This is a genomic window from Vibrio phycocola (assembly GCF_053850235.1).
Window position 1 is genome coordinate 388,900 of the sequence record NZ_JBSQDJ010000006.1, and the last position, 19,409, is coordinate 408,308.

The window sequence follows — 19,409 nt, forward strand, 5'->3', positions numbered from 1 at the left end:
AAGCGCTTCCTACAATAAATGAATTCACTTTTAATTTTTTAAATAAGTGTAAATCTTTCGGAAAGATAGCACCAGTGCCATTTAATTCAATCTAAGACAAGCTGTTCATTGTTGGGTATATTTGAGCGTCCTTTGGCTGTATTACTATCTCACTCTCATACATCATTTATCAGCAAGGTGCCAAAAGATCGTTATGTATTTTTACCACTAATTTTCGTACGGGATCTCCTCGGCCATCTTCAATATTCGTCACATGAATGGTGTTTGGTGTAAACAGGTAAAAATGCCCAGGCAGTGCCTTTAGATAATTAAGAGCAATTGTTTCTGGACGATAAAATTGTAAATCACGAGTGTTATTGTACGCTTCTGCGGGGGTATGATTTCCGTTATCAATAGTCCAAGCCATCTTTTCGCTACCTGAAAGCACTATTTGTAAATCACTGTGGTATTTATGTACCTCTGGTAGTAATTCTGATTGCGGCTGTTTTTGGTATTCTAAAATAACAAACCATGCCTTATCTGAAGGAAATAAAGGTAACTCATGCCTGCCAAGTGCAAGTTTGCTTAAATCTAAGCTATTCAAGTACTCAAAAATCTGAGTTATACATTTGGGATAATATTGGTGCTCTATGGTTAGATTAATTGTTCCAGTTAACATGTCATGTCTGCCGTTGTCATGTTTCATTATTTAACCCCTATCTTCAAAAAGATAGGGGGTTCATATTATTAGGCTAACTTGTTTAACTTATTTTGACGCTGCTAGAATGTTATTAACCATAGTATCACCATTTTCTTTAATGAAAGCGGCCCAAACAGGCTTAACAGCAGCTTGGAATGCAGCACCATCTACATCACGATTAACTTTCATACCTTGGGCTTCGAGGTCTGCAATCATTGAATCTTCTTTCTCGATACTCAACTGACGTTGCATTGCAACTGCCTCTGAAGCAACCGTAGTGATAATTGCTTGCTGCTCTTGGCTTAAACCATTAAATTTTTCAAGGTTCATCGCGAGTGCAAGAGGTGAATAAGCGTGTTGGGTCATGCTTAGATATTTTTGAACTTCATAAAATTTGAACGACAGAGTTACGCCTATTGGATGGTCTTGTGCGTCAACAACGCCGGTTTCAAGCGCAGTATAGAGCTCAGCTACAGGAATTTGTTGTGGATTAGCCTCTAAACTATCGAACATATCATTCAATGCTTTAGAACCATTCACTCGCATTTGCAGACCTTTAACATCAGATGGAACACGAATTGGTCCACGGCTGTTAGTCATATTACGGTAACCATTTTCAGGATAACCAAGCCCTTTTAAGCCAAATTCTTCTAAGTCAGCCATAACACCTTGGCCAACTTCACCGTCTAATACTTTGTAAGCTGTTTCACGGTTAGGAAATATGAAAGGCAGCGTCAGTGCTGCTGATTCAGGCATCAAACCAGAGTAGTTATTTAGACCAACTAGTGAAATGTCCAGAATACCGGAACGGGAACCATCGATCATCTGTGCATCGTTACCCAAAAGACCATTGGGGAAAATGTTAACTTTTACATCTCCGTCAGTTCGAGCTTCCACTTCTTTTTTGAAAAACAGAGACATATTTTGCTGTAAATCTGATTCTGGTGCCGCATGTGCAAGCTTTAGTGTTACAGCTGACATAGCCGATGACGAAAACAATGCTAATGTAGTAGTAAGACCAACAACTTTTAATAAAGACTTCATGTTATTTCTCCTGAGTTAAGCCAATGAAAACGATCATTGGCAAAATATAGAACTTAGTTTTAGCCGGTGATAAATTGCATCGGCACAATGATGATGCTAGGGAAGGCAATAAATATTGCCAATAGCACGAGATAAGCTGAAATAAAGGGTAAAACACCTCTAACCGCGGCAGACATTGGAACGCGGCCGACACCACAAACCACATTTAACACTGTTCCAACGGGTGGCGTTATTAATCCAATCGAACAGTTAATGACAAACATCAATCCAAAATAAACTGGATCAATACCTGCAACTTTAATGATTGGCATGAGCAATGGGACGAGGATTAAGATGGTTGGGCTAAGGTCCATTACCATGCCAACACATAGTACCAACAACATAATTACGGCCATTAATAGGCGTGGGCTTTCAACAAGAGGGCCGAGTAGCTCTGTCAATTGTTGAGGGAGTTGAGCAACGGTAATCAACCAAGCAGCAACCATTGCACAGCCGACTAAAAACATGACCATTGCCGTTGAGCGTCCTGCGGTTAACAGTATGTTGTAGAAGCCTTTCCAAGATATTTCTCGGTAAATAAATGTCGATACAAAAATGGCGTAAACCGCGGCAACAACAGCGGCTTCAGTTGGCGTGAATATACCGAAGCGGATACCACCAATAATAATAATCGGTAGGAATAAAGCCCAGATACCATCTTTAAGTGCAGCGATTTTTTCAGATCTACTCGCCTTTGGAGCAACATCAAGATCTTCTTTGCGAACTAATAGAGACCAAACTAAGACAAGGGTCATACCCATCATGATGCCGGGTACTATGCCGCCTAAAAATAGATTCTTAATCGAGATTCCACCGGCAACCCCAACCAGAATTAAAGGAAGTGAAGGAGGAATGACAGGTGCGATAATACCGCCCGATGCGAGTAATCCCATTGATGATCCTTCGGGGTATTTGGCCGCTTTCATCATTGGGTACAAAATACTCACCAAGGCCGCAGCATCAGCTACAGCAGAACCAGATAAACCGGCAAGCAAAACAGAAGTGAAAATCGCGACGTAACCTAATCCACCTTTGCGATGGCCAACCAGTGTCGTTGCGAGACGAACGATCCTTGCTGATAAACCACCAGAGGACATTACCTCGCCCGCAACTAAAAAGAATGGAATCGCTAAAAGTGGGAAACTATCAACGCCATTAATCAGTGATTGAGCAATGATATTGGCACTAAACAGATCCATGTGTAGCATCAATGCCATTGACGAAAGTAATAATGCAAATGCAACAGGTAACCCGAGAAGAATCGAGCCGACTAATACAACAAGAAAGATTGCGAGAGTCATGTTCTATCCTCTAAGTCAGATGTTAGAGCATTTGGGTTGATCACTCTGACGACTGCAACGAAGGCCATTAAGATCCCAGAAATCACACCTGCAAGATAAAATAATGCAGAAGGAAGGCCGGTTAACTGTGAAATGTTGTTCCAATTGGCCATCATTTGACGGAAAGACCCAATAAATAATAAAGAGACGGATATAAGGATAACTAACCAACAGATACGGCGTAGAAAAGGCACAGCACGTGGTAATAATTTTTCTGAAAATTCGGCGACAGCCAAATGTTCACCACGACGTAAAACGGTTACCGCACCGAGCATAACCACCCAAACAAGCCCCAACCGAGATAATTCCACCGACGGGCGCAAGCTAGATGAAAAGCCATAACGCAAGACCACATTTGTAAAAACAAGGGCAATCATTACTGCTAAGATGAATGCCATCAAAATATCAATGCTATTCCAAATCCAGGTTAATATTTTTCGCACAGGGTCCTCCTCAGCTTTTCGCCATTTAAGCCACTACTTTTTAAGATAGTGCGTCGCTCTAACTTACAGTGCTTGGATTTGTGACCAGATTTCTTGATGAACCTCAATGCCACCTGCTTCTTTATGTTTAGTAATAAAGGTTTCAATGTCAGAACCCGCAATCCTTACTGAGCCTGTTTCAGCTGGTTCAGATGCTAATACATAGTCACGGATTCGCTTCATTTCGGCGGAAAACTGAGTTGGCTCAATTGTTTTACTTAAATCAATGGCTATTAGAAATTGCGATATACCAAATTCGCCACCCATGTCTTCTGTTAATGCCGGTACAGAGTTACCACCACAAATAGCGGTTAGCATCATATCTAATACGATAGACATTGATGATCCTTTCCAGAAGCCCATAGGAACTAGACGCTTATTTTCCCAAAGAATATGTGGGTCTTTGGTTAGTTCTCCGTTGTCATCAAAACCACCTTCAATAGGTAGCTCTTTATCTGCAAGTACATAGTTTTGCAGTTGGCCATAAGAGTACTGTGACATAGAGCAGTCGACTAAGACGGGTGGATCTCCAGCAATTGCCATTATTAGTGGATTTGAACCAATACGATGATCTTTCCCACCCCAGGCTGGCATTACAGCAATAGAGTTTGTTGATGCAATCCCCGCAAAACCTTCTCGTGCCATGCGCAATACATAAGCACCACCACGCATCCAATGGTTAGAGTTACGCATGCCAACCATGCCAATTCCATGCTCTTTCGCTAACTCCATTGCACGGTCAGAACAAATGAGGCCATTTAATACACCGGGGCCAAAGTTACAGTCCCATTGCTCTAATGCACCCATGCTGTTTACGCATTTAGGCACTTCATTAAGTTTTATCTGACCTTTATCAACTTGATCGATAAAAACAGGAAAGCGATTGATTCCGTGTGAATAGGTTCCTTCATTGGCCATTTCGACAAATCCAGCGGCTAAACGCGTCGCCATTTCAGGCTTCATATCTCGAGCAAGTAGAACGCGTTCATATTCAGATTGTAATTTTTCAAGTGACACTAATGGCATATTTTCTATCCTTTACTGGGCTTCTTAATGGTTTCGCAATGTGGAATTTATTATATCTATAATTCCATTTTATTTGCATTTGTTAATGGTTTATTCTGTGATGTGTGCACGGAAAATTAAATGTAAACTGTAAGTGTTTGAAAACAAACAAATAATACAGACTTTCTCTTTGGGTGTTGTTAATAAAATGTTATCAATCAAAAGGTTGGATAAGTATTCTGGTATTTCTTATTGTGGAATTGATTGAGTCGAATAATTCATTTTTAGAATTAATACTATTAAGGTGTTTTGATCATTGATGATTTAAATGAAGGAGGGAGGTGTCCCGAAGAGAGGTGCGATAATCAACTCTTCTCCTATTTCACATCGTCATGCAGAAGAAGAGTTGGATATTGTAAAAAGGCGGTAACTTATTTAGCGACGTAGGGTGTATGGTAATGATTTAGTTGCATTATCTCTATGGGTAAACTCAAGCCAAGATCACAGGGTGCCCGCGTTCTGGGTGAACAATAATTGAAACCTCCCACTGGTATACTGAACCAATGACCTCTTTGGTAAGTGTTTCCCATGGTGTGCCATCAGCCACCAGTTTTCCTTCATTGAGGATTAAAATTCTGTCGGCATATTGCGCGGCGAGATTGAGATCATGCATCACGATCACAACCGATGCCCCCTGTTGCGTGAGCGATTTGGCGAGTGCCAACGTGTTGTGTTGATGGGAGAGGTCGAGAGCAGAGGTCGGTTCATCAAGTAGCAAAATTTTATTTTCACCACTTTGTGCTAGTTGAGTAAGGACTCTGGCGAAATGAACGCGCTGACGTTCGCCTCCTGAAAGGCTAGGGTAGAGTCTATCAGCAAGGTGAATAACATCGGTTTTAACCATGTGAAACTCAGCAATCTCAGAAATCTTCTTTTGAGATTCACTCAGCGTTAGACCGCCCAATTCGACGACTTCACGAACGGTAAAGTTAAACGATAAATTGCTCGACTGAGGTAAGACACCGAGTTGTTTCGCCAATTGGGCGCGATCCCATTGCTCGGCATTTTTTCGGAAATAAGCAATTTTCCCGTTTGATGGCGATTCCTTGGTCATAAGTTTTAATAGGCTGCTTTTTCCTGTGCCGTTAGGTCCCAATAAAATGGTCAATTCATTAGAATAAAGCTGTGTTGATACGTTATCTAAAACAATGCGGTCACCGAACTGAAGATCGAGATTTTGTACTGATAAGGCGGTGGTTTTCATGAAATGCGAGCCTTTTGCTTAATAAGAAGCCAGATAAAAAATGGAGAGCCAAGCAGCGCAGTGACGATACCGACGGGCATATCCAGTGGTGCGACTACGGTTCTTGCAATCATGTCGGCGGTGAGTAACAGCAACCCACCCATGATCATCGAGATAGGCAAAAGAGAGCGGTGATTTGGACCGCAGAGCATTCGACCCAAATGAGGAACGATGAGCCCGACAAAGCCAATCATTCCTGATAATGATACTGTGATTCCAACACCCGCAGCAGTCAGAAGAATTAAACGACGTTTTAAGGTTTGGACGTTAATGCCCATATGTTTGGCTTCGGGTTCACCGAGTAACAGCACATTCAATTTATTCGCATCACGATAGTAAAGTAAGAACAAAATAAGAAGTGTCGACCACGCTGGGATCAATCCCACCCAGTTTGCGCCTGCAAGTGAGCCCATTGTCCATAAAGAGAGATCGCGCAGAGCTTGGTCATCGGCGAAATAGTTCATGACTCCAAGGCCGGCACCTGCTAAGGCGCTGATCGCAACCCCAGCGAGTAGCATGATTGTCACTGAAGTGCCTGCTGCGCTTGTTCCAAGTCGATACACGATAAGAGTCGTGACAGTGCCGCCTACAAATGACAAAAGAGGTACCGTCCCAAAAAGCAGCAGGTTGGGATATTGTTCTGCCAAACCACCAAAAACGACAATGGCGAGTGCAGCACCCAAAGCAGCGCCAGAAGACACCCCAATAATGCCAGGATCGGCTAAGGAGTTACGAAATAACCCCTGCATCACTGTGCCACATAGCGCTAGAATCGCGCCTACAGATATGGCCAATAATGTTCTTGGTAGTCGTATTTGTTGAATCACTAATTCGACATGAGAAGCCACGGGCTCATCAAACGTTACTATATTGGGTAAAATGGCGCGCATACTATCAATGAAACTGATGTTCATCGGCCCAATCGTGACTGAAATGACGATTGCAGAGTAGAGCAAAACCAAGCCAACGAGGAAAAGAACTCGTGTCGACATCCGCCCTGATACGATATTTTTCATGATTATTTGTCGTGTCTCGTTGCTGGTTAAGGTTGGCTAAATTGCTCTGCAAGGCGCTGAGAGAGTTGAATACTTTCTAAGCCAAATCCACCGATAAGAGCATGACTCGGAATTGGAATAATCTTGTTGCCTGTAGCCGAAGGGGTCGCGGCCAGCAAAGGAAATGCGTCTAAAATGCCTTTCTCTCCCCCTAAACTGTGCCATGCTCGGTCGCTGACTAATAGATAGTCTGGCTGCATCTCTACAACTGCTTCCATCGATGCAGGCTTGTATGAAGAAACATAATCACTGGCAGGGTTGTTGGCCCCAGATAGGGTTATAATCGTATCAACCGTTGTTTCCTTTCCGCCTATGTTGGCTGGTCGGCCTTTACTCAACATTAAAAATATCACTTTTGGTTTGTCAGTTAAGGTGTGGGAATGAAGCTCATCAAGTTGTGCAGATATTGTCTGTTTTAATTCGGGTGCATTGGCTTCGGTGCCAGTGATTTTTGCCACCACATCAATTCGTTGAAAAAGGTCCTCAATACTGTCTCCCGAAGGCACAACTGTTACCTCTACATTGCTTGATTTTAGAGTGTTAATCGTACTCTGAGGACCCATTTCAGAGGAGCCTATCAGATAACTTGGATTGAGAGCGAGTAGCCCTTCTGCGGACAGTTGTCTGTGATAGCCAACCTGAGGTAATTCAGTTCCCTCTATAAAGTGTTTGCTTGTCACATCAACCGCAACCAATTGATCGCTTGCACCCAGTGCGTATACCAATTCTGTGATTGCGGAACCGGCGCTAATAATTCGTTCGTGGGCCTGCACAGAGTAGTGAGTAAGAAGTAGGGAAAGTACTAAGGTGAAAATTTTCATTATTGAGATTCTTCCATCATTATGTTGATTGCATTTATTTGAGTTATTTGGAGAAAAGCCAACCGTTTAAGAATCATTTACGCCGATACGGATTTATCAGCGATTATACCTAGCGATTTATTGGGTGAGTCATTTACCACTATAAGGACTGCTTTTATAAACATTGACCAATTTGAGCAAGTTGTACCTTATGACCCAGTATCTCTTCCTCTGTATTTTGTCATAATACAATGCGAATGATAATAAGATCAATTATCATTTACATTTAAGTTTGAAAAAGATAGTATGCTGGAAAATGTCGCTCATGCCTTGTTTAGTAAGGGTTAGAAGGCTTTTTTTTAAAAGAACTTCAATAGAGTTTATTGATTTGAGAACACCTCTCTAAATCAATAACTGACATATTTGTTAAAAAACAAGAGCTTGGTAAAGGAGAATTTCTCAGTGGTAGAACTCACCGCAGCGCAATGCAAAATCGCAGTGGAAAAGTTAGTTGAAGAGCAGCCAGCTCTTTCAGTGGCAGAAATCGCGATTAAGTTAGGGATGTCGGAAGGTGGCGTAACGTTAGCCTTGCCACAAGAGTACGTAACTCGTATTCACTCAGAATATTGTCAGTTAATACTTGAGACGTTGGCTGACTGGGGCCCAGTGACGACTATTATTCACTCTGCGGGTTCAATATTTGAAGTAAAAGCGCCATTTCCAAAAGGAAAGTTAGGCCATGGGTATTACAACTTAGTCGGCGGGAACAATGGTGAACTTCATGGACATCTGAAGATTGACCTTGTCAGCTACATTGCTTTCGTCAGTAAACCGTTTCGGGGTGTGGAAAGCCATTTTATCGGCTTTTACGATATCCACGGTCAATGTGTCTTTAAAGTCTACTTGGGAAGAGATAAAAAGCGCCAGTTAATTCCCGAGCAAGTCGAATTATTTCAAACGTTAAAGCAGGAACTCAGTGATGGAAAATAAACAAGTAAGAATTCAAAACAAAATCGGTCCAGAAATAGATGAGTTTCGTCGCCTACAACAAACCGTACAGATGGCGACAATTTCGTCAGAGGGTTTTCCTCATGTCAGTTACACGCCATTTGTTTATCTACCCGATGGTTACTACATCTTGGTGAGTGATATCGCCAAGCATGGCCAAAACCTAAAATTCAATAATCAGGTTTCGATCATGATGATAGAAGATGAACAGAGTGCGAAAAGTATCTACGCTCGGAAAAGGTTAACTTTCGATACGACCGCTCATCATATTGAACGAGAATCTTCTAAATGGCGTATCGCGATTGACGCATTAGAACAGCGTTTTGGCGAAATTGTCAGCAACTTGAGCGAACTTGGCGACTTTCACATGTATCAGCTTATTCCGGATTCAGGACGTTTTGTCAAAGGTTTTGGTAAAGCGTTTAATGTTTCTGGTAGCGATATGGTGGGTTTTGTTCATTTAGACCGTGGCCACACAAAAATAACAAAGGCCAGCTAAGTCTTTCTGTCTAGTCATCACTAGACAACTATAAAAAAAATAAACAAATCAAGATATTGGATGAAGAACTATTTTCATCTAAGGGATTTGTTTGCCTAAAAAAGGATAAAGGAATTAAAAATGTTCAATAAAACAAAGATTGCTGTTGTGATCGGTGGTTTGTTTGCGCTACCCACAATGGTGAATGCTGAAACGTCTACCTTAGAAGAGGTTGTGGTAACCGCGACTCGCACAGAACAAACTAAGAAAGATGTGTCATCGTCTATTACCACCGTTTCTTCTGAGACATTAGATAAAAATTTAGCAGGAGATCTAAAACAAGCGCTAACGTATTCTCCGGGTGTCGATGCTATCGGGTCGGGACGATTCGGTATTTCTGGCATTAACATTCGTGGCGTCGAACAAAGTCGTGTCAAAATGATGGTGGATGGCGTTCAACAGCCGAGTTCATACAACCCAGGCTCGACAGAACAACGTAAATACCCGAATACTATCGAAGTTGATACCTTGCAATCGATTGAAGTGAACAAAGGTCCATCCTCCACATTGTATGGCTCAGATGCATTGGGTGGAGTGGTGCTAATGCGCACGAAAAACCCAGAAGATCTCCTAATTACTGATGAGAATGAACATCGATTTGGCGTTAAAACGGGATACGCTTCAGCGAGTGAGGAGTTTAAGACCACGCTTAGTTGGGCAATGCGAAAAGACAAACTCGAAACGCTTCTGATGGCGACCTATTCACAAGGGCATGAAACAGAAACTCACAGTTCAGGTTTAGACGTAGAAGGCACTGAACGAGGTGCGGCAAACCCTGCGGATAAACAAGTAAGTAATTTACTTGGTAAAGCATTTTATCAAGTGAATGACACCCATCGAATTGGCGTCACGCTAGAGTATTATAATCACCAATATGATGAAGATGAGTTGAACTACAACGGTGTATCACTAGGTCCACAATTTACCTACATTGATAACTATAATGAAGATGTGAATGAACGTTTCCGAATAGGCTTCGAACATAACATGTTGATGAACAGTGCCTATGCAGATTCACTAGATTGGTCAATCGATTATCAAGATTCTCGCTCGTCGTCTAAAAATTACGACACTACGCCTCTTTACGGTTTCCGAATGAGAGAAAGAGACTCATCAGATAAGTCAATTCAACTTAATGCTCAACTTTCTAAATTGATTATCGCGTCCAATTCTTCCCATGAAATTACTTATGGGGCGAATTATGTCGGAAATGATTTTAGTCTTAATAATACGGACCATTTGTATGATTTAGGGACAGAGAGTCCGGGAAGCACATCGATTCCTGATGCTACAGTGACTCAGTTAGGTGTCTTTGTTCAAGACCAAGCGTATTTAATGGATGACAGATTAGTGTTAACTGCCGGTCTTCGTTACGACTCATTTACCGCTGACCCGTCGACAGATGCTGGCTACTCTACTGAATTTGATAAAAATGAGGACAGCGCAATAACGGGTAAACTCGGGTCGGTTTATCACCTTAACCAGCAACTGTCTCTGTTTGGTCAAATTAGCCAAGGATTTAAAGCGCCAACGGTTTATGACTTGTACTATTCCTATAACCAAGGTGCCGTATTTGAAGCGAACCCTGATTTAAAAGCAGAAAGAAGTACGGCGTATGAACTTGGTCTTCGAGGTGAATACAACTCAACAAGTTTTGAAGTGGCAACTTTTTATAATGACTATACCGACTTCATTACTCAAGAAATTACAGGCCAAGATGGCGGAAGAGACGTTTACACTAAGATGAACTTGGATGAAGTTGAGATCTATGGCATTGAATTTAGTTCTAAATTACGATTAGACCAAGCATTTAGTGCACCAGAAGGAAGTTACGCTCGACTGTCAGTAGCCTATTTAGATGGGCAGGATAAGAAAACGAAAAGCTCGCTTGATTCCGTTGCACCTTTGACTAGCGTCGTTGGCTTCGGATTGGACCGCGAGTCTTATGGTACCGCGTTAAATGTTAAATGGGTGGCGACCAAAGATGAATGGCAATCAGAAGAGAACGTAGACGCGCCGAGCTATACCACTGTTGATCTAACGGCATACTACCATCCGATGAATGATTTAACCGTTACGGCTGGTTTATTTAATGCGTTCGACGAAAAGTATTGGCTTTACAGTGACCTTTCTGGGCGAACAGGTTCAGGGTTTAACTTGAACAGCATCGACAGCGTTTCCCAACCAGGGCGTAATTGGGGCGTATCAGTAGACTACCAATTCTAGTTGATACACCGTAACCTTGTTGCCGCCTGAAGTTTTAAGGCGGCTTTTTTATGGATGAGAATCGTGGCGAATAACTTATTAGAAAAAATTAATATTCAATGGCTTTATACAGAGGTACGCGCCCATAAAAGGAAGCTCGTCGTCGCGAATATTATTGCTTTAATGGCGGCATGTATCAGTGTTCCTATTCCAATGCTATTGCCTGTATTGGTCGATGAAGTATTGTTAGAAAAACCCAGTACCGGCATCGAATTATTAGACTTTATACTTCCACAATCACTCCAAACTCCAGCCGGATATATTGGGGCTGTACTGGTTTTCATCATCATAATGCGGCTAGTAAGCCAGATGCTAAACATCGTACAAACCCGTCAATTTACGCTTATTTCTAAATCTTTAACCTGTGAACTACGCAAAGTACTGATTGAAAAGCTAGGTCGAATCAGTATGCGTCAGTATGAACAACAAGGTAGTGGTTCACTCACTTCGCACCTTGTAACTGACATCGAAACGGTTGACAATTTTATTGGCTCAACGCTGAGTCGTTTTGTGGTCAGTATTTTGTCCACAATTGGAATATCAATCGTTTTATTCTGGCTTGATTGGCGGCTAGCTCTGTTTATTTTGTTGCTTAATCCAATCATCATTTACTTGTCGAAAAAGATGGGACAGAAAGTAAAGCAGCTGAAAAAGAAAGAGAATCGCTCTTTTGAGCGTTTTCAGCAACGTTTGGTTGAAACATTAGATGGGCTTTATCAACTTCGAGCATCGAATCGAGATCGGGAATACCTGCGGCGGCTGCGTGTCGATGCCGATGATATTCGCCACGATGCCGACAACTATGCTTGGCAATCGGATGCGGCCAATCGGCTTTCGTTTTTACTGTTTTTAATTGGGTTCGAGATCTTTCGAGCCGTTGCCATGATCATGGTGCTATTTGGGGATTTATCGGTAGGTCAGATTTTTGCGATATTTGGCTACCTTTGGTACATGCTTTCACCAATACAAGATTTGCTTAGCATCCAATATTCTTGGTTTAGCGCATCTGCTGCAATGAAACGGCTGAATACTCTTCTTCAGTTGGAAGAGGAAAAAACATACACGCCGACGGTAAACCCTTTTACCAAAGGCGAATCTTTTGATGTGGAATTTCAGAAAATTGGTTTTGCCTATAACTCAGAAAGAAACGTGATTGAAGGGCTTAACTTAACGATTCCAAAAGGTCGACGCGTTGCGTTAGTGGGAGCTTCTGGAGGTGGAAAATCGACCTTAATTCAACTTCTGCTTGGGGTATATCAAAAGTCAGAGGGAGAAATTTTGGTTAATGGTCATGCGATAGAAAGTGTGGGTTATGAACCATTGAGAGAAAGGCTTGCGGTTGTGTTACAGCACCCAATGATTTTTAACGATACGCTAAGGGAAAACCTTTCTCTGGGAGAAAATTTCGACGGTCAAGCCTTGTGGAATGCACTGCGCATTGCTCAACTTGACGACTTTGTTAGAGAACTTCCTTACCAACTTGACACTCAGTTAGGTCGACAAGGCATGACACTTTCTGGTGGACAGAAACAACGCCTAGCGATCGCTCGTATGGTACTCGCTGAACCTGACTTTGTGATATTAGATGAAGCGACCTCTGCACTTGATACCGTAACGGAATCGAAATTGCATCGTGCACTGGATGAATTTTTAGTAGGGCGTACAACCTTAATTGTTGCCCATCGTCTATCGGCTGTGAAGCAGGCAGATCTTATTTATGTGCTAGAAGATGGCAGAGTAATTCAATCTGGGCGACATCACGAACTTGTGACACAAGATGGGCTTTATCAAACCTTGTATGGCGCTCAAGTATAAGGTTTCACTCTATCAATACCCTCCCAGCAATTGGTCTATTCCTATTTTTTGGGAGGAGGTCACACTAATACAGTCAGCATTTCACACGCCAATTTAAATGAGTTAATTGAATCATACAGTTTGGTGTCTGGCACCTCTTATTGTTAAGTAGCCAAGTTGTATTTATTGGCATAAACAGTTAACGTAAATTTATAATGAATATGCTGCGAGTTAAAGAATGCGTAAATATAGTTTATTAATTTTTCTACTTTTTAGCAGTTTAGTTTCTTCACAAGAGCCTTTGACGTTTTATGTCGTCGATTACCCTCCTTATATGATCATTAATACCGAAAATGAAATATCTGGGATGGATATTGATGTAGTAACAGCGGCTTTTCGAGAAAGTGGGCAAACGGTCGCTTTCGAGGTTCTTCCTTGGAAGCGAGTTATGAAGCTAATGAAAGTTGGCGAAGTGGCCGGTACGCTTTCATGCAGTAAGCGAGAAGGGCGTGAGCAATACATGCTCTTTAGTGATTTTATTAGTACAACACGGCAAGCGGCCATTTCTCGAAAAGATACGAATGTAAATCGTATTAAAAGTTTGATTGATTTATCGAACTATAGTGTGACCACGATTGATGGTTGGGGAACGACAAATCAGCTTAGTGCACATCATGTTGATTATACGCCTTCAAAAGACGTACGTTCAGCATTAATTCGCGTTTTGCATCGAGGTGTGGATGTGTTCTATGGCCCAGAAATCCCCACGTTGCACACAGCCAAAAAAATGAACGAGGAAGACAATCTGAAGGTGACTTATATAGATGATGTGGCTTCCAATGAGCTCCATTTATGTCTCAGTAGGTTTTATCCTCAAAGTGAGAATATATTATCAATGTTTAACCATGGCTTACGAATAATAAAACAGAATGGAAAATACCAACAACTCAGGGGCAAATACTTTTAATGTGTATTTGTATCGATGGGTAGATCAAGATGAAATTGAGTATTTCTGTCAAGCAAACCATTTATGTTTTTGTTATTTCGCTGTTTTGCTGTGGTATTTCCTCTGTCATTAATGTTTATCTTAATATACAAAAAGATAGGGTAGAACAAGCTCAAAGTATTACTCGTACGGTCGATCTGCATAGAGATACGCTTAGTCGTGCGGTTTATACTTTAGATGAACAACAAGTGCATGAGATATTAATCTCTATTATTCGACAACCGCTGATAAAACGCGCAACGTTTTTTGATGATTTTGGGGATCTGCTTGGTGATTCGTTACGCTCCGACACATATCCAATGTCGCCCTATCTTCAGTTTTCTGCCTATTTAGCCGAGATCCCTGCTGAGCAATCCTTTGATATTGATGTTAATTCGAAAGGCAGGTACGCAAAATTAACTCTCTATATTGATGAATCATTGTTAGCGAATGAGTTAGCCGAAAGCGTTAAGATCAACCTGGAAACTTCGGTAATATTTACCCTACTTCTAGCGACTATTCTCGCCATGCTGAGTTATATTTATATTTCTAGGCCGGTGATGAACATCGCTCAATGGGTCACGGACCTCAGTTCAAATAAAAGCATTTTCCCTTTACCTTATACAAAAGAAGATGAGCTTGGCTTATTAGTTAAGCAATTCAGTAAGGAGTGGACATCAAATAAGGAAGTATCTCATAAGCTCAATGAGATGTTAGACAGCCTTAAACAAGGCGAACGTTTTTCACGGATGTTAATGGAAAACGCCAGTGATGCAATGTTTCTTTGTCACCCTGATTCTCAGATTTACCTGGTTAACAATGTAGCTGAACGACTGGTGGGGCAGAGCTTTAATCAAATCGAAGCCAAAAGCATAGCTGAATTCAGCTTGGACTATTCAAGTGATGAAATGGAAGCTCTTTTTACTAAGATCATCGGGCAGAAGGTGCACAGTTATGATGATACTTTTCGAAGAACAGACGACGAGAAAAGTGTAAACGTAAACTTAGAGTGTCGAGCTACCCACTTTGAAGTTGATGGTGAGACCTTTGTGATGATCAATGCTCGAGATGTCACTGAGCGGGTACATACGCAAATGAAAATTCATGAGCTCGCCTATTATGATTCCCTGACGCATTTAGCGAATCGCAGCCTTTTTTCCCAACAAATTGAAGAGCTAATTCTAGACCATCAAGAACAAAATCAATATGGAGCATTGTTTTACTTTGACTTGGACCAATTTAAAAATATCAATGATTCCCTAGGACATCTTATTGGAGACTTAGTATTAGTCGAAATCGCCTCTAGAACAAAGTCGACATTTAATACGAAAACAATTTGTGGTCGTATCGGAGGTGATGAGTTCGTGGTAGGGATCCCTAATTTAGCCGATAACCTAGAATATGCTGCTGAAAAAGCAATGAAACTTTCAAGCGAACTATTAGCGTCTATTTCTCAACCACTCGAACTTAAGGATGTGACGCTCCATACAACGGCGAGTATAGGGATTGTGTTTTTTCCTAATGATGACGTGGATGCGAATGAACTCATTAGACGTGCTGACACCGCGATGTACAAATCAAAATCATTGGGGCGAAACGGCGTTCAGTTTTTCAAGAGAGAAATGCAATACGCCGCTCAGCACCTGCTCGAATTGGAAGAGGGAATTCATCAAGCACTCGCCGAAGACCATTTTGAAATTTGGATTCAATCTCAGGTGAATGCCTGTAACGATGTGCTAAGAGGGGAGGTGCTTGTGCGGTGGAATCACCCTAAACTCGGGTTAGTTATGCCTAACTTTTTTATTCCTCATGCCGAAGAAACCGGGCTTATTATTGACATTGATAAATGGGTAATCGAAAAGAGCATTCTTCACTTAACCAAATGGCGTGAAGGTGAGGCTCTAAATGAATTTGATAATCTTGCCATAAATATTAGCCCAACGTTTTTTCTACAAGTTGACTTTGTATCTTACGTTCTTGACTTGCTTGATAAATATAATGTGCCGGGAGACCTGATCATTATAGAAATCACAGAAAACTTACTGTTAAATAACTTTGAACTCGCCAAAACAAAAATGCTTCAATTAAAAGCGAGAGGGATTTCATTCTCTATTGACGACTTTGGCACAGGCTACTCATCGTTAAGGTATTTAAAAGAACTTCCGATTGATGAACTGAAAATAGACCGTTCATTTGTTGTTGGTCTAACCGATGGCTCAAACACGTCTCCACTTATTGAAGTTATCTTATCGATGGCGAAAAATTTGGATTTAGAAGTCATTGCTGAAGGCGTCGAAACTCGTACTCAGCGAGACCTACTCGTCGATCTTGGCTGTCAAGATCATCAAGGATATTACTTTGGTCATCCTGTACCGGCTGATCGCTTTATTGAGTCTCAAATTTGTCGCTCAATCTAGCAAAGTAATAGAGCCATGTACGAATATCCCGACAGGCTGTTGTGATAGCGACTAATTTACGGGTCATTCATCCTTTTTATAAAGAAAACCTTTACAGATATAGAAATACAAATGATAATTATACTCATTATCAAAAAGGTATTTTCTATGAATCAATTTTCTAGTATCACGGCAGATTCACCATCGTCTCAGACAGATTACTTGGCCGACCATGAGCAACAATGCAGAGATATTATTTATACTCTTGAAAGAGAATTAACTCGTAACCCTAAATGTGTTGATTCTTTACGTGGTTGGATAGCCAGCTACCAGAAATTATCAAGGCTATACCTGCAAGATGGTGAAATTGAACTGGCGCAACAATGTTTATTAATTCCACACCGCTCTGTATTGCATATGGCGAATTGCAAGCAAGCAGATGACGAGCAGAAATTGATTGGTCGAAGCGCTATGAGACTTACATTACCTCCATTGCTCGAATTGGCACGAAAGTACCCACCTTGTGACAGTTGTGTTCGAGACTTAGAGAGACAAAGAAGAGCCTTAGAGCTTGATGCAGCCAAATATCATTCATGATAAAGCTCAACGAATGTTATCTAGATCGTATCCAAGAGGGCACGCTATGAAGGCGGCTATTCACTAATAAACTTGAATAAGGTGTCGTGTACTTCGTTACCTTTTTGGAAACCAAGATCAAATGATTCTTTGAGTTTATTTTTGTTTTTCTCTGTTCGGCTGATAGGCAGTTTACTGCCTGGGCGAATAATCAAAGCACGACCTTGCTTTTCAAGTTGTTCGAGTAAATCCAGTTGTTGGTTATAGATATGGTGTCTCGTTAAAAGCAGATCAACTAACTTTGGGTAGCGTTTATACTTCAGTTGTGCCAAGTACTTTGCCGTAAAAGGTGACTTTCGGTAGCCTTTTGGTTGAGTTAGAATCACAACGAGTTTTTCACAACCATCCTCAAGCGCCTTTTCAATCGGAATGGGGTTACTAATTCCGCCATCGAGTAGTTGCTTTCCGTGCAGTGCAACCATTTTAGCCGCAAAAGGCAAACTGGTAGATGCTTCTAGTGCCTTAAACGACGTCTCATTATCGGTGTTCGCAACGTAGTAAGCATTGCCAGTGTCACAGTCGGTTGTGACATAGATTAAGCGCTGATTGGACTCGAAAAAAGTGCTGTAATCAAAGGGGATAAGTGAATTTGGGATGTCGTTAAAAATAAAGTCCATTCCAAATAGTTCCCCTTTCCTCAATAAACGTCGATAGCTGATGTATCTCTTATCATTTATAAAGGCATAAGGAACGTCGAGGTTCCGTTGAGTCTGTTTCGCAAGGTAATTGGTCGCATTGCTCGCGCCCATAGAAACGCCAATGATGTACGGAAATTCCAATCCTTTTTCTGCGAAGTAGTGAAGAATTCCTGCGGTATATAATCCTCTAAAACCGCCGCCTTCTAAAACTAACCCAATATTGTTTTCCATAAAAACCAAAATTATTCGTGATCACTTATTTTGACCATACTATAAATGGTATTTAATTCAAATGGTTATTGGGTAGATAGCTCATTGAGTTTGGCTTGTTGTTAGCGGTATGGGCTAGTGACAAGTCTAAGTCTCTCTGATTTATATCCAAATATATTCAATGAGTTACTTAGAACAGTGATAGTTAGTTCGATTCAAAATTTTAATCCAATCTCGTTGAATCATAACTTTGTCTGTGGTTTTATATATTTTTTCTTTAATATAAATCATCAAATGAAAATATCAGACCAAGATTATTTTAATTATATTGAATCTATCGTGTGGTGGGAGGGGCAAATAAATGCAACGCACCTGATGCGGTATTTTTATTTGTCGCGTGATACAGCCTCTACAATATTAAGAGAGTACGATCACAAGCTTCCTGAAAATCTTATTTATGACTCTTCAGCAAAAGCCAGAGTTATTACTGATAGATTTAACGCTATAACGGATGTTGGTAATTTTGATTATTATTTAAAGCTTATTATGCAAACGACAGGAAAATCTATTACCGAAAACGTTGAAGAAGTTGAAGCACCATTTAGAAATATAAATGCAAAATCAGTCAGGCCTATTTTAAAAGCAATACGAGAAAAATTGGCAATTGATATTGGTTATATCTCATTAACTAGCCCGGATTACTTAGATAGAATCATTGAGCCTCATACCCTTATTTTTGATGGATTACGTTGGCATGTTCGCGCTTATTGCCGTAAAAATACAGAGTTTAGAGATTTTGTATTATCTCGATTTAATGGTATCGCTGAGTTTGAGGGGCCAGCATTAGTGGATAAAGAAAAAGACCTCTTATGGAATACATTTACAGATATTGAAATCATTCCTGATCCAGGTCTAACTCAAGAACAACAAAAGATTATCGCGAACGATTTTCAAATGAAGAACAATAAAAAAATAATTAAAACCCGAGCGGCCCTCGTTAATTACCTGCTACTACGATTACGTTTAGACCAGTATAAAGATTCCCCAGAAGAACAACAGATTGTGTTAACACCAAAGTGCCGCAAAAGTATAACGCCATTCCTACCAAAACCTACCTAATTTTCGACATGTGTTTAATTACAGTGTTGTGGACATTGTATCTGAGGATTACTGTATTTAATTATTAAATCGC

Annotated in this window: 17 protein-coding genes; 8 read left to right on the forward strand and 9 right to left on the reverse strand. The window is 41.0% G+C overall.

Annotated features, from left to right (window positions below; all coding sequences use genetic code 11):
• Window positions 1–169 precede the first annotated feature (169 nt).
• The 8 genes from ACWU4D_RS10755 to ACWU4D_RS10790 form a co-directional block, all read right to left on the reverse strand.
• The gene (locus ACWU4D_RS10755) at window positions 170–685 is read right to left on the reverse strand and encodes a YhcH/YjgK/YiaL family protein (protein WP_456051423.1); all 516 of its coding nucleotides are present in this window, start codon (window positions 683–685) and stop codon (window positions 170–172) included.
• Window positions 686–745: 60 nt separating this feature from the next.
• Complete coding sequence (locus tag ACWU4D_RS10760) at window positions 746–1,723, reverse strand: TRAP transporter substrate-binding protein (RefSeq protein WP_456051424.1); 978 nt, start codon at window positions 1,721–1,723, stop codon at window positions 746–748.
• 59 nt (window positions 1,724–1,782) lie between these two features.
• On the reverse strand, window positions 1,783–3,063 hold the full coding sequence (locus ACWU4D_RS10765) for a TRAP transporter large permease subunit (protein ID WP_456051425.1): 1,281 nt from the start codon (window positions 3,061–3,063) through the stop codon (window positions 1,783–1,785).
• Window positions 3,060–3,545, reverse strand: coding sequence for a TRAP transporter small permease (locus ACWU4D_RS10770; RefSeq protein WP_456051426.1), 486 nt, complete (start codon window positions 3,543–3,545; stop codon window positions 3,060–3,062). The genes ACWU4D_RS10765 and ACWU4D_RS10770 overlap by 4 nt, the downstream gene beginning before the upstream one ends.
• A gap of 63 nt (window positions 3,546–3,608) precedes the next feature.
• The gene (yiaK, locus tag ACWU4D_RS10775) at window positions 3,609–4,610 is read right to left on the reverse strand and encodes a 3-dehydro-L-gulonate 2-dehydrogenase (RefSeq protein ID WP_456051427.1); all 1,002 of its coding nucleotides are present in this window, start codon (window positions 4,608–4,610) and stop codon (window positions 3,609–3,611) included.
• Between the two features lie 469 nt (window positions 4,611–5,079).
• Complete coding sequence (locus tag ACWU4D_RS10780; RefSeq protein WP_456051428.1) at window positions 5,080–5,853, reverse strand: heme ABC transporter ATP-binding protein; 774 nt, start codon at window positions 5,851–5,853, stop codon at window positions 5,080–5,082.
• A complete protein-coding gene (locus ACWU4D_RS10785) occupies window positions 5,850–6,908 on the reverse strand; it encodes a FecCD family ABC transporter permease (protein WP_456051429.1) in 1,059 nt (352 codons plus the stop codon). Before ACWU4D_RS10785 ends, ACWU4D_RS10780 begins: the two co-directional genes overlap by 4 nt.
• Window positions 6,909–6,934: 26 nt before the next feature.
• The gene (locus ACWU4D_RS10790; protein WP_456051430.1) at window positions 6,935–7,768 is read right to left on the reverse strand and encodes a heme/hemin ABC transporter substrate-binding protein; all 834 of its coding nucleotides are present in this window, start codon (window positions 7,766–7,768) and stop codon (window positions 6,935–6,937) included.
• Window positions 7,769–8,245: 477 nt separating this feature from the next.
• Here ACWU4D_RS10790 and hutX point away from each other — a divergent pair, with 477 nt between their 5' ends.
• The 7 genes from hutX to ACWU4D_RS10825 all read left to right on the forward strand — a co-directional run bounded on the left by hutX (window position 8,246) and on the right by ACWU4D_RS10825 (window position 17,330).
• Window positions 8,246–8,737: a heme utilization cystosolic carrier protein HutX gene (hutX, locus tag ACWU4D_RS10795; RefSeq protein WP_456051538.1), complete on the forward strand. Its 492-nt coding sequence runs from the start codon at window positions 8,246–8,248 to the stop codon at window positions 8,735–8,737.
• A complete protein-coding gene (gene hutZ / locus ACWU4D_RS10800; RefSeq protein WP_456051431.1) occupies window positions 8,727–9,254 on the forward strand; it encodes a heme utilization protein HutZ in 528 nt (175 codons plus the stop codon). Before hutX ends, hutZ begins: the two co-directional genes overlap by 11 nt.
• Before the next feature lie 120 nt (window positions 9,255–9,374).
• Window positions 9,375–11,519 (forward strand): TonB-dependent hemoglobin/transferrin/lactoferrin family receptor, encoded by a 2,145-nt coding sequence (locus ACWU4D_RS10805; protein ID WP_456051432.1) that lies wholly within the window; start codon window positions 9,375–9,377, stop codon window positions 11,517–11,519.
• A 63-nt stretch (window positions 11,520–11,582) separates the two neighbouring features.
• Window positions 11,583–13,373, forward strand: coding sequence for an ABC transporter ATP-binding protein (locus ACWU4D_RS10810; RefSeq protein WP_456051433.1), 1,791 nt, complete (start codon window positions 11,583–11,585; stop codon window positions 13,371–13,373).
• Between the two features lie 217 nt (window positions 13,374–13,590).
• Complete coding sequence (locus ACWU4D_RS10815) at window positions 13,591–14,319, forward strand: transporter substrate-binding domain-containing protein (protein WP_456051434.1); 729 nt, start codon at window positions 13,591–13,593, stop codon at window positions 14,317–14,319.
• Window positions 14,320–14,348: 29 nt separating this feature from the next.
• The gene (locus ACWU4D_RS10820; RefSeq protein WP_456051435.1) at window positions 14,349–16,754 is read left to right on the forward strand and encodes a putative bifunctional diguanylate cyclase/phosphodiesterase; all 2,406 of its coding nucleotides are present in this window, start codon (window positions 14,349–14,351) and stop codon (window positions 16,752–16,754) included.
• 147 nt (window positions 16,755–16,901) lie between these two features.
• On the forward strand, window positions 16,902–17,330 hold the full coding sequence (locus tag ACWU4D_RS10825; protein ID WP_456051436.1) for a hypothetical protein: 429 nt from the start codon (window positions 16,902–16,904) through the stop codon (window positions 17,328–17,330).
• A gap of 56 nt (window positions 17,331–17,386) precedes the next feature.
• Here the strand turns inward: ACWU4D_RS10825 and ACWU4D_RS10830 are convergent, their stop codons facing one another.
• Entirely contained in the window at window positions 17,387–18,238 is an 852-nt protein-coding gene (locus ACWU4D_RS10830; RefSeq protein ID WP_456051437.1) for a patatin-like phospholipase family protein, read from the reverse strand.
• Between the two features lie 273 nt (window positions 18,239–18,511).
• On the opposite strand from ACWU4D_RS10830, the gene ACWU4D_RS10835 reads away from it, so the two are divergent.
• Window positions 18,512–19,336, forward strand: coding sequence for a WYL domain-containing protein (locus ACWU4D_RS10835; RefSeq protein WP_456051438.1), 825 nt, complete (start codon window positions 18,512–18,514; stop codon window positions 19,334–19,336).
• Window positions 19,337–19,409: the final 73 nt, after the last annotated feature.